Source organism: Streptomyces beijiangensis (assembly GCF_017315755.1).
In the GTDB taxonomy this organism is placed as follows: Bacteria; Actinomycetota; Actinomycetes; order Streptomycetales; family Streptomycetaceae; genus Streptomyces; species Streptomyces beijiangensis.
This window is the reverse complement of record NZ_JAFLRJ010000198.1, coordinates 1-11,521: the sequence shown is the minus strand read 5'-3', so window position 1 is coordinate 11,521 and position 11,521 is coordinate 1. Positions and strand designations below refer to the sequence as shown.

At 70.8% G+C, this 11,521-nt stretch carries 11 protein-coding genes and 1 tRNA gene; 2 read left to right on the top strand and 10 right to left on the bottom strand.

Annotation, left to right across the window (positions count from 1 at the left end; all coding sequences use genetic code 11):
* The 5 genes from J0695_RS44060 to J0695_RS21435 all read right to left on the bottom strand — a co-directional run.
* The coding region (locus tag J0695_RS44060) for a helix-turn-helix domain-containing protein (RefSeq protein ID WP_372445810.1) at positions 1–149 on the bottom strand (149 nt) is incomplete at its 3' end.
* Between the two features lie 474 nt (positions 150–623).
* On the bottom strand, positions 624–2,414 hold the full coding sequence (locus J0695_RS21450; protein WP_206963743.1) for a DEAD/DEAH box helicase: 1,791 nt from the start codon (positions 2,412–2,414) through the stop codon (positions 624–626).
* 99 nt (positions 2,415–2,513) lie between these two features.
* On the bottom strand, positions 2,514–2,903 hold the full coding sequence (locus J0695_RS21445) for a type II toxin-antitoxin system death-on-curing family toxin (RefSeq protein ID WP_206963741.1): 390 nt from the start codon (positions 2,901–2,903) through the stop codon (positions 2,514–2,516).
* Entirely contained in the window at positions 2,900–3,100 is a 201-nt protein-coding gene (locus J0695_RS21440; protein WP_206963740.1) for a ribbon-helix-helix protein, CopG family, read from the bottom strand. The genes J0695_RS21445 and J0695_RS21440 overlap by 4 nt, the downstream gene beginning before the upstream one ends.
* 36 nt (positions 3,101–3,136) lie before the next feature.
* Entirely contained in the window at positions 3,137–4,591 is a 1,455-nt protein-coding gene (locus tag J0695_RS21435) for an MFS transporter (protein ID WP_206963739.1), read from the bottom strand.
* A gap of 170 nt (positions 4,592–4,761) precedes the next feature.
* Here J0695_RS21435 and J0695_RS21430 point away from each other — a divergent pair.
* Positions 4,762–4,833: transfer RNA gene (locus J0695_RS21430), tRNA-Cys, on the top strand.
* Between the two features lie 64 nt (positions 4,834–4,897).
* On the opposite strand, the gene J0695_RS21425 is transcribed toward J0695_RS21430, so the two are convergent.
* A complete protein-coding gene (locus J0695_RS21425) occupies positions 4,898–5,401 on the bottom strand; it encodes a DUF1269 domain-containing protein (protein ID WP_206963738.1) in 504 nt (167 codons plus the stop codon).
* Positions 5,402–5,537: 136 nt separating this feature from the next.
* On the opposite strand from J0695_RS21425, the gene J0695_RS21420 reads away from it, so the two are divergent.
* On the top strand, positions 5,538–5,939 hold the full coding sequence (locus tag J0695_RS21420) for a hypothetical protein (RefSeq protein WP_206963737.1): 402 nt from the start codon (positions 5,538–5,540) through the stop codon (positions 5,937–5,939).
* Positions 5,940–5,986: 47 nt separating this feature from the next.
* On the opposite strand, the gene J0695_RS21415 is transcribed toward J0695_RS21420, so the two are convergent.
* The 4 genes from J0695_RS21415 to J0695_RS21400 all read right to left on the bottom strand — a co-directional run.
* On the bottom strand, positions 5,987–8,170 hold the full coding sequence (locus J0695_RS21415; protein ID WP_206963736.1) for a terpene synthase family protein: 2,184 nt from the start codon (positions 8,168–8,170) through the stop codon (positions 5,987–5,989).
* A 71-nt stretch (positions 8,171–8,241) separates the two neighbouring features.
* Positions 8,242–8,628 carry a cytidine deaminase family protein gene (locus tag J0695_RS21410; protein ID WP_307798712.1) on the bottom strand — a complete coding sequence of 129 codons (387 nt, stop codon included), beginning with the start codon at positions 8,626–8,628 and terminating at the stop codon, positions 8,242–8,244.
* A complete protein-coding gene (locus tag J0695_RS21405) occupies positions 8,625–10,934 on the bottom strand; it encodes a xanthine dehydrogenase family protein molybdopterin-binding subunit (protein WP_206963735.1) in 2,310 nt (769 codons plus the stop codon). Before J0695_RS21405 ends, J0695_RS21410 begins: the two co-directional genes overlap by 4 nt.
* Positions 10,931–11,521, bottom strand: a 591-nt coding sequence (locus J0695_RS21400; RefSeq protein WP_206963734.1) for a (2Fe-2S)-binding protein, incomplete at its 5' end; no start/stop codon positions are given. The genes J0695_RS21400 and J0695_RS21405, both read right to left, overlap by 4 nt.

Sequence of the window (11,521 nt, the reverse complement as noted above, 5' to 3'; positions counted from 1 at the left end):
TCGAGGGTGGCGAGCAGCCGGTAGACCACGGTGCGGTTGACACCGAGTTTGGTGGACAGCTCTGTGACGGTCAGGCCGTGGTCGGTGTCGGCGAGCAACTTGAGGACACGAAGTCCCCGGTCGAGCGTCTGAGAGGTCTCCGCGGTCACGACGCCCACTCCTTAGTGGTGAGTCGCGGCGGCACATCCGCGGAATCGCGGCGCCGGTCCCATCGGCGTCGCGCGCAGAGGCCGCCGGCATGCCATGGCACCGGCTGCGCTCCGAGGCGGCGCTGCCACGGGGCGTGTGCGTTCCGGGGACAGTAGCGAGCTGGTCCGCTCAGCGGAAGACGCAGTCCAGAATCCGGGCAGTTACGGAAGAACGGCATCCAGATTGTCCGGGATGCCGTTCCTTTTGGGTGCCGTTCGTTCGTACGCGTGGCAGGTCATCGCATACGCGTGGCCCACTCCTGGACCTTCGCGATACGCGCCTGGATCTGATGCGCCGTCGCCTCCGCACCCGGCGGACCGCCGCACGCCCGCCGCAGCTCCGTGTGGATGCTGCTGCCATGCGGGGGACGACCCCCGCACCCCCAGCAGGGGGCCACCCCCTCGACCCCCAGCACCCGCGTCACCGCATCTGCGTCAGCGCATACGCGTGGCCCACTCCTGGACCTTCGCGATACGCGTCTGGATCTGATGCGCCGTCGCCTCCGCACTCGGCGGACCGCCGCACGCCCGCCGCAGCTCGGTGTGGATCACGCCGTGCGGTTTGCCGCTCTGGTGGGTGTAGGCGGAGACGATCGTGTTGAGCTGCTTGCGCAGTTCGAGGAGCTTCTTGTGGGTGACGACCGGGCGCGCCTCGGCCGGCTTCTCCAGGAGGTCGGCCTCCGAGGCCGGCCTCTGGCGGCTGTGCGCGATCTGCCGCGTCTGCCGCTTCTGGAGCAGTATCTGCACCTGGTCGGGTTCCAGGAGGCCGGGGATGCCGAGGTAGTCCTGCTCCTCCTCGCTGCCGGGGTGCGCCTGCATCCCGAACTCGGCGCCGTCGTACAGGACCCGGTCGAAGACCGCGTCCGACTCCAGTGCCTCGAAGGGGAGTTGCTCCTCGGTCTCCTCGTCCTCCAGCTTCTCGGCGTCGGCGAGGAGCTTGTCCTCCTCCGAGAAGGGGTTCTCCTCGTCGCTCGCCTTCTTGGGCTTGTCGAGTACGTGGTCGCGCTCGAGCTCCATCTCGTTGGCGAAGTCGAGGAGCATCGGGATGGTGGGGACGAAGACGGACGCGGTCTCGCCGCGGCGCCTGGACCGTACGAAACGGCCGACCGCCTGGGCGAAGAACAGCGGGGTCGAGATGGTCGTCGCGTACACGCCGACCGCCAGACGCGGGATGTCGACGCCCTCCGACACCATGCGGACCGCGACCATCCAGCGCGACTCGTCCGCGGCGAACTGGTCGATCTTCTTGGAGGCGGCCTTCTCGTCGGAGAGGACGATGGCGGGCTTCTCGCCGGTGACCTTCTTCAGGATCTTGGCGTACTCGCGGGCCGACTCCTGGTCGGTGGCGATCACCAGGCCCCCGGCGTCCGGGATGCCCTTGCGGACCTCGGTGAGACGGGTGTCGGCGGCCTTGAGGACGTTGGGGATCCAGTCGCCGGTGGGGGCGAGTGCGGTACGCCAGGCCTGGCCGATGGCGTCCTTGGTCATGGGCTCGCCGAGGCGGGCGGCGATCTCGTCGCCGGCCTTGGTGCGCCAGCGCATGTTGCCGCTGTAGGAGAGGAAGATGACGGGCCGGACGACTCCGTCGGCGAGGGCGTTGCCGTAGCCGTAGGTGTAGTCGGCAGACGAGCGCCGGATGCCGTCGTTCCCTTCTTCGTACGCGACGAAGGGGATCGGGTTGGTGTCCGAGCGGAACGGTGTGCCGGTGAGCGCGAGCCGGCGGGTGGCCGGATCGAACGCCTCCTGGCAGGCCTCGCCCCAGGTCTTGGAGTCACCTGCGTGGTGGATCTCGTCGAGGATGACGAGGGTCTTGCGCTGCTCGCAGCGGTTGCGGTGGAGCATGGGGCGTACGCCGACGCCCGCGTAGGTCACGGCGACCCCGTGGTAATCCTTGCTCAGCGGCCCCGCGCTGTAGTCGGGATCGAGCCTGATCCCTATGCGCGCGGCCGCCTCGGCCCACTGCTTCTTCAGGTGCTCGGTCGGCGCGACCACGGTGATCTGCTGCACGACATGGTGGTGCAGCAGCCACGAGGCGAGCGTCAGCGCGAAGGTGGTCTTCCCTGCGCCGGGCGTCGCCACGGCGAGGAAGTCCCTGGGCTGCTCCTGGAGGTACCGCTCCAGGGCACCCTCCTGCCAGGCACGCAGCTTGCTGGCGGTGCCCCAGGGGGCGCGGCCGGGGAAGGCGGGTGAGAGGTGGTGGGAGGCGGTAGTAGTCACGGTCTCCAGATCGCAGGCTCTCGGGGATACGACAACCGGGCCACCTTACCGGTGGCCCGGTTGTGAACCCGTGCGAACGAGCCGGAGGATCCGTAGGTGCGACCCGTGTCACATGGCGGGGTCGACAAGGTCGCGCAGACCTTGCCCGATGACCTTCACCTCGTCCATTCGCCCGGTGGCCACCTCGATGACCAGGCGTTCTGCGGCGTCGATGTCCGGCCGCAGCTGGATGTCGTTCATCGCGAGGAACGACACGCAGGACACCCACGCCGTGCGCTTGTTCCCGTCGAAGAACGGGCGGTTGATCGCCAGGGACTGAAGGAGCGCGGCAGCCTTGTCGATCAGGTCCGGGTACGCCTCTTCACCGAACATGGCTGCGGATGGACGGTGGACCGCCGACTCCAGCAGCCCCGCGTCCCGGACCACGATCTGCATCTCGGGACAGGCCAATGCCGCGAGGCCCAGCACGTCCTCGGAATCGAGGTAGACACAGGTCACTTGAGCCGGTCCATCAGCTCGGCCCACTTGGCGACCTGCTCCTTGCCCGTCTTGCGGACGATCGCCTGGTGCGCGGTACGGGCCAGGTAGTCGTCCACCGCCCGGAGCAGTATGGCGTGCATGCTCGTGCCCTCCTCCTCGGCGCGCTGCTTGAGAGCCTCGGTCTGGTCGTCGCGAAGACGCAGGTTCATAGCCATACCAAAATGGTACCACTATGTGGGGTCAGAGTGGTACTACTTAGACTGCCCGCCCAGCCGGGTCGCCACCCACATCCCCACCAGCGCCACCCCCGCCATCGGCAGGAACACCGCCGCGAAGGCGGCCGGGTGCGAGGCCGACGCCGTGTCGTGCAGCGCCCCCACCGCTCCCCCGCCCAGCGCCGCGAACGTCGCGCCGCCCACCGCCAGCAGGATCACGTTCGACAGGCCGTCGGAGATCTGGAGGGCCGCCGAGTTCTCGCCCGCCTCCTCCGGTGCCGACAGCTTCAGCAGCAGGACGCTCGTCGAGGCGATCACCATGCCCATGCCGAAGCAGCCGATGGCCCAGGCCACCGCGACCGTCCACACCGGGACGGAGTGGATCAGCACGCTGGGGGCCAGCGCGATGGCCACCGCCACGCACAGCATCCCGAAGACCAGCAGGCTCCGGCGGTACGGCTCCAGGCGCGGCCGGGACTGGACCCAGGAGCCCAGCGCCCAGGTCGCACCGCCGACCGCGAGCGAGAGGCCCGCCATCGTCGGTGACAGGCCCCGCTGCGTCACCAGCATCAGCGGCACGAAGCTCTCCGCCGCGATGAAGGAGCCGGCCGCGATGCCCCGCAGGAGGACCACCGATGGCAGGCCCCGGGCCGCGCGGTAGGTGCCGCGCGGGAGCAGGCCGAGTACGGAAGGGATCAGCAGCGCCGCCCCCGCCGCGGCCGGGATCAGGGACAGCCAGCGCAGGTCTTCGCCCGCGTACTGGAGGAGCGCCGCACCCAGCGAGACCGCGAGCGCCAGCCGGATGCGGCGGCGGTCGAAGGGCGGGACGGGGGCCGCGGGGTCCGCCGGGCCCGATGCCATGCGCCGGATCGCCGGGAGCGCGAGGGCGAGCGGGAAGACGACCAGCGCCGGGATGCCGATGAACACCCAGCGCCAGCCCAGATGTTCGGTCACCGCGCCGGCGATCAGCGGCCCGACCACCGAAGGGACCACCCAGCTCGCCGCGAACCCCGCCATGATCGCCGGGCGCAGCCGCTCGGAGTAGGCGCGGCTGACGACGACGTACAGGGCGACGATCACCAGGCCGCCGCCGAGCCCCTGCACCGCGCGGCCCCCGATGAACAGCCACATCGAGGACGCCGTCCCGGAGAGCAGCAGCCCGGCTCCGAAGGCGGCGATCCCGGTGGCCAGCGGGGCGAGGGGGCCGCGCCGGTCGGCCCACTGGCCGGACAGGACCATGGAGAAGAGCGAGGTCGTGAAGTACGCGGAGAACGCGAAGGCGTAGAGCGAGATGCCGTCCAGTTCGCGCGCGGCGACCGGCATCGCCGTGCCGACCGCCGTCGCCTCGAAGGCGATCAGCAGCACGACGGTGATGATGCCGAGGGAGAGCGCGCGGTGGGTCCTGCCGAGGATCCCGGGCTCCGGTGGAATCCCGGCGGGCATCACGGAGGTGGGCGCGACCTCGGCGTCGCGCGGTTCCAGGACGTTCATGGGCTCAGCGTAAGGGGCGCGATACCCATTGACCCCTGTCGCGAGGAGGGGCCCGCCTCGGCCTTTGGTCGTACGACCATGAACGGCGCATGGCAGTCGCGTTGCGGGCGCGCCCGCCCTCTTGAGGCCCTGGCCCCGGCCGCCTACGGTCGGGGTATTCGAGTTCACGTGGCCGTGTGCCCGAGTGGTTGAGGGATTCGCCTGCAAAGCGAAGCACACGGGTTCGATTCCCGTCACGGCCTCAAGGAATGAAGAGACGACGGAGTGGCCGCCCTCATGGTGCGAGGGCGGCCACTCTGTTTGCCGCTACTGCTTCCCGGCCCGTGCCGCGGCAGCCAGCTCCTTGATCTGCTCCTCGTCCTCCGTGGAGAGCGAGGTCTGCACCAGCTGGCCGCCGAACTGTGCGAGCTCCGGGACGACCTTGTCGCGCGCGGCCTGCTTGACCAGCACGAAGAGGGCGGCGGCGCCGGGCTTGAGGTTCTCGCTGATCTCCTTCATGAAGTTGTCGTTCACACCGGTGTCGGTGACGGCACCACCCGCCGCTCCCGCCGCCGCACCCACGGCCGCGCCGAGGAACGGGACGAAGAAGAGCAGGCCGATGACGCCGCCCCACAGCGCGCCTCCCGCGGCACCCGTGGCGGTGTGGTTGACGGACTGGTGCAGCTTGATCTTGCCGTCGGACTCGCGGCGCTCGACGACGACCGCGTCCTCCAGCTCGACGAGGTGTTCACGGTTCATGGAGAAGAGCTTGTCGCGCACCTGGTTTGCGGTGGCGAGGTCGTTGTAGGCGACGACGAACAGATTGCTCATGCGGCTGACTCCTCATCGGGATGCGGTACGACGGCACCCACTATAGGAATAAATGCTCAATTAGGGCACATGCGGCACATAAGCATCCCTTCACGGGGCCTCCACAACTGCCCCGGCTTCTGCGATCATCGCGTCCATGACAGATCAAGGACGGCGCGGGCTCGGCGTATTCGCCGGAGTGTTACTGGCCATGGGGCTGCTGCCCGGGGTGACGGTCGGGGACGGCGGCGACGTCTACCTCTCGGCCCTGCTGGCCCTCATCGCCTTCGGGATCCTGACCAAGGTCATCCTGATCGCCCCGACCTCGGAGAAGCCCGCCGCACCCCTCCAGGTGCTGGCGTTCCTGGCCCTCGGCGGGCTCCTCCAGGACGTGCTGATCTGGCTGCTGGTGGGGCAGTTGGCGAAGCAGCTGGACACGGGCCTGCACCTGGAGGGGTACGGGACGGTGATCGCCGCGGCGGCCGTCGTACGGGCCTCCATCTGGGCGGGCCTGTTCCTCCTGCCGGGCCGGAAACTCCGCGAACCCGTGACCGACTGACGCGACCGCCCCGGGCCCGGCGGGCGCTCCCCCGGCCCGGCGGGCCCTCAGCCGCCCACGAAGACCCGCGCCGCCGACGTGCCGATGCCCGTCGGGGCCGAGGGCAGCGGGCGGATGCCGGGGCGGTCGGCCAGCAGCTCCGCCTCGCCGTAACGGCGCGTACCCCGGTGCCAGTTCAGGATCGCCACGATCCAGTCCTCCAGTTCGCGCACATGGTCGGCCAGCGCCTTCCGCCCCTCCGCATCCAGGCCGAAGTCCTCGTACAGGAGCGGCAGTTCATGCTCGGCGACATGCTGGAACTGCCGCATCCGCTCCCGCATCAGATCGTCGACGACGGCGAGCGCCGCCGGGTAGTCGCAGCCGAAGAACGTCTGCACCACCAGCAGGGCGTTGTGCAGCTCGCCCTCGAACTCGACCTCCTTCTGGTACGAGAAGACGTCGTTGACCAGCGCCGCGTAGTCCGCGGCCGCGCCCTCCAGGGAGCGCATCGGACCGCTGTTGTAGAGGGCGGGCGGGATCACATGGCCGTGGCGCAGGCGGGCCAGCGCCATCGTGAGGTCCGAGCCGAAGGTCTTGCGGCGCATCTCGATGTAGTCGACGGGGTCGGGGACCCGGTGGTACGCCTGGTTGGCCAGCTCCCAGAGCCAGCTGTCCAGCATCTCGTCGACGGTGGACCGGAAGAACGCCCGCCCCTCGGCGTCCAGCGGAGCCGCCGTACGCGCCCACAGATCGGCGAGACCGCGCTCCATGGCGTCCATGGGGACGACCGCCGACTCGCCCTCCACCGTCATCAGCGCCGCCAGCCGGTCCTTGGAGGCCTTGGCCGCGAGCAGGTTGCGGGACTGTCCGAGGACGAGCGGATAGAAGTCGTCCGCGTACGTCCCCCAGGTCAGCCACTCCGCCGACAGCTCCAGCTCCGCCGGGGTGGCGTCCGGGTCGATGCCCGCCGAGCAGAGCGCGAAGTCGTAGCCGATGAGTTTGTGCTCGTCCCAGATGTCGTCGAGCATCCCCATCCGGTGTGCCCAGTCGACCAGCGCGGTCCTCGCGCCGTCGAGGTGCGGGCTGAGGGTGAGGGGGAACGGCACGTCGAAGTCGAGGAGTTGGGAGGGCCCGGTCCGCTGGAAGGGCAGGTGGGCGTGCTGCCGCAGGCGGCCCAGACCGCTCGCGCCGATCAGCCGCCTGATGTCCGCGGCCGAAGTGCCGGGCCCCGAGGGGCCGAAGGGCGCGAGGCCGCGCTCGCCCCGCCCTTCCGGGTAGCGCCCCGAGGCCGCATGCCACTCGTGGCCGCCCGACTGCCAGTCCTGCAGCCCCTTCACGTACAGCAGCGTGTCCGCCGCGCCCTTCGGGTCCACGCCCTCCTCCGCGAGGACCGGGGCCAGTTCGGTGAGGAAGGTGTGCTCGAACTGCTGGAGGCGTGAGGTGATCAGGTCGTTCACCGCGTCCGCCGCCTCCTGTGTCGTACAGCCCAGGAAGGTCTCCAACACCAGTACCCCGTTGGAGAGTTCACCCTCTTCATGGATCTCCCGGTCGTACGAGAAGAGGTCGTTGCGCAGGTGCACACCGTCCGAGAAGGCGTCCTTGAGGACCCGCAGGGGGCGCGATCCGGCGACGGCGGCGGGGATCTCGGCGGTGACGTACTCGACGAGACCCGCCGACCAGGGCGCGCCGCCCACCTTGCGCCGCATCTCGATGTACTCGACGGGGTTGGAGATACGGCCCGCGTTGATGTTGGAGAGTTCCCAGAGGGATTCGTTGAGGAGGTGCTCGGTGGACTCCGCGAACCGTGCGCGCCACTCCATCGACATGGCGGGGACCGTACGGGCCCAGAGGTCGGCCAGGCCCGCCTCGACCGGGTTCTGCGGCTCCGGGAAGCCGTCGGCGGGGTCCGCCATGGGCATGAACGCCGGCAGGCGGTCCAGGTACGCCTTGCCGCCCTCGCGGTCGTGCGAGTACTTGAAGAGCTTCAGGAAGTGGTCGTCGAAGAAGAAGACCCAGACGTACCAGTCGGTGACCGTCGCCAACTCCTCGGCGGTGCAGTCCGGATGGGTGTAGGCGCAGAGGAGCGCGTAGTCGTGGGAGTCGAGGTCCTTCTCCTCCCAGACCCCCGAGCCCTCCAGCATTCCCATCTTCCTGGCCCACGCCTTGGTGTGGGTCCTGGCTTCTTCCAGATGGGGATTGAGCCGTGCCGGATGAGGCAGATAGAACTCCGGCATGACAAAACTCTTCGCCACTGCGCTGGGGCCTTTCCCGCGGGGTCACTGATCTCGGTCAGCCCTACCCGTGGCCCTGCGCGGCCATCCGCTCAGCTCTGGTGGTCCGCCCAAACGTATGACTCGGGCAGCAAATCCCTGACAGGGACCGCCCGTACGTGCTCACCGCTGCCGAGGAGGACACGGATCCCGGGGAAGTAGTCGAGCAGGACCTGGCGGCAGCGGCCGCACGGCGGCACGATGCCCCGGCCCCCGTCGCCCACCGCGACGATCGCGGTGAGGTCGTACGCGCCCTGCGCCGCGGCCGCCCCGATGGCGACGAGCTCCGCGCAGGGGCCGCCGGTGAAGTGGTAGACGTTCAGGCCTGTGATGATCCGGCCGTCGGCCGCCCGCACCGCGGACGCCATCGAGTGGTTCCCGCCTCGGCATCCGGCGGCCGCCAACTCCGTTGCCGCGCCTACGAGTTCGGGGTCGCTCACTGGGCTGCCACCACGGCGGCCTGCGGCCGGATCGGCAGCCGGCTGACCGGGCGCCCGGTGGCCGCCCGTACCGCGGAAGCCACGGCTGCCGGGGACGCGACCACGGGGGCCGCGCTCACCGGCTTCGCGCCGAAGGGGGCGACCACGTCGCGCTCCTCGACCAGCTTGACGATACGGATGTCCGGGGCGTCCAGCGCGGTCGGCAGGGCGTAACCGGTGAGGTCGGGGTGGCGGACGACACCGCGCGTGGTGCGCAGATTCTCGGTGAGCGCCGCGCCGACGCCGAGGGTGACCCCGGCCTCGATACGGGCCACGAGCTGGCGGGGGTTGAGGATGCGGCCCACGTCCTGGGCGACGGCCAGCTCCACGACCCGGATCGAACCGATCTCGATGTCCACGTCCACGACCGCGCGGATCGCGCAGAACGCTAGCCCGACGAAGGCGTCGCCCTGGCCGTTCTCGTCGAGCGGCTCGGTCGGGTGGGGGCGGCACTGGGCGGTCGCCCAGAGCTCCTTGCCGTCCATGGCCTCGGTGACGGTGGTCGACAGCACACCGTCGTACGAGGTGATCTTGCCGTCCGCGATCTGCAGCAGCTCCGTCGACATCCCGAACTTGTGCGCGAGGGGCTGGAGGAGCTGGGTGCGGACCATCTTGGCGGCCCGCTCGACCGCGCCGCCCGAGACCCAGGTGTGCCTGCCGTGCGTCGCGGGACCCGCCGGGGGCTGGTCGGTGTCGACGGAGGCGACGTGCACCTCCTCGATGCCCAGGGTCTCCTGGACGATCTGCCGGGCGAGCGTCGAGAAGCCCTGGCCGGTCTCGACCGCCGCGCAGATCACGGTCGCCACCCCGTCGTGGACCTTCACCGTGGCGGTGGAGACCTCGTCCTTGCCCTCGGCGCCGAGCATATGGACCATGCCGACGCCGTAGCCGACACCTCTGCGTACGGCACCGGGCTCACCCGCGCCCTCGGGGCCGCCGGGCAGCAGCCAGTCCTCCTGCGGGGTGTCCTTGGGCAGCGCGGGCAGCGGGAAGTCCCGTACCGCGCGCAGGAGTTCGGCCACGGGGGCCGGGCAGGTGACGGTCTGGCCGGTAGGCAGCAGATCACCGGTCGCCAGTACGTTGCGGAGCCTGAGTTCGGCCGGGTCGATCGAGAGCCTGGCGGCCAGCTTGTCCATCTGGCCCTCGTACGCGGCACAGACCTGAAGGGCGCCCTCGCCCCTGACATGGCCGGACGGCGGGTTGTTGGTGCGTACCGCCCAGCCTTCGATGAAGGCGTGCGGGACGACATAGGGGCCGCAGGCGAAGGCGACAGCGGCGGCGAGGGACTCCGACGAGGAGTCGGCGTACGCGCCCGCGTCCAGGAGGATCTGCGCCTCGACCTTGACCAGGCGGCCCTCGGCGTCCGCGTGGTGGCGGTAGCGCAGCAGGGTCGGGTGGCGGTGGCCGTGGCCGAGGAAGGACTCCTCGCGGGTCGCGGCGAGCTTGACCGGGCAGCCGGTCTTCAGCGCGAGCAGTCCCAGCGGGATCTGGAAGCCGCTGTCCTCCCGGTCGCCGGTCGCGCCCGGCACGCCGGTGACGACGACCTTGACCCGGTCGGGATCCAGACCGAAGCAGGCTGCGGCCAGATCGCGGTCGGTGTGCGGGTCGGTGGAGGCGATGTAGATCTCGACGCCGCCGTCGGGGCGCGGCACGGCGAGGCCGGCCTCGGCTCCGATGGGGGCGGGGTCCTGGCGGCCGATGCGGTAGAGCCCCTCGACGACGATGTCGCCGGTGATGTCGGGGTCGCCGTACCGCAGCGGGATGTGGCGGATGAGGTTGCCGTCGGGGTGCAGCGGCTCGGCGGCGAAGGCCTTCTCGGGGTCGGTGACGGGCTCCAGGAGCTCGTACTCGACCGCGATGGCGGCGACGGCCAGGCGTGCGGTGTCCGGGTGGTCGGCGGCGACCGCGGCGATGGGCTCGCCGTGGTGGCGTACGAGGTCGGAGGCGAAGACCGGGCGGTCGGCGACGGTGCGTCCGTGGGCCGTGTCGCCGGGGATGTCGGCGTGCGTGACCACGGCCCGTACACCCGCCATCGCCTCGGCGGCCGAGGTGTCGATCGCGGTGATCCGGGCGTGGGCGTGCGGGGAGCGCAGGATCGACGCCCAGAGGAGGCCCTCGGCCCACAGGTCGGAGGCGTACGGGAAGGTGCCCTCCGCCTTGGCGCGCGCGTCGGCGGGCGGGAGCGACGCGCCGAGCCCGTGGGCGGGCGGCTCCTGCTCGGTGCCGATCGTCTCGGGGGTCGTCGCCGTGGCCGCGTCGTTGCTCACGCCATGCCTCCGTCACGCTGCTGCGGTTGCTGCTGAACGCTGCCGGCGCCGGGGGGCGCCTGGCGCGGGATACGGGCTTCCTCCGCACCTGCGGCGGCCGCCTCGCGCCCGGCGACGACCTCGGCGACGGCGTCGAGCACGCCCCGGTACCCGGAGCAGCGGCAGAGGTTGCCGCAGAGCGCCTGGCGGGTCTCGAGCTCGGTGGGGGCGTGGTTGCCCTCCAGGAGGTCGTGGACGGTCATGGCCATGCCGGGGATGCAGAAGCCGCACTGCACGGCACCGCACTTGGCCAGGGCGCGCTGGACGTCGGAGGGTTCGTCGTCGGTGGCGAGTCCTTCGACCGTACGGACCTCGGATCCCGCGGCGGTGGCCGCGGGCACCAGGCAGGAGGCGACGAGGCGTCCGTCGACCTGGACGTTGCAGGCCCCGCACTCGCCCTGCGAGCAGCCGTCCTTGGCCCCGGCGAGGCCGAGGCGCTCGCGCAGGACGTAGAGCAGCGACTCGCCGATCCAGGCGTCGGTGACGGGCCGGTCGGCGCCGTTCACGCGCAGGACGTAGGAGGCGGGGGTGTGCTCGCTGCGGGGGGC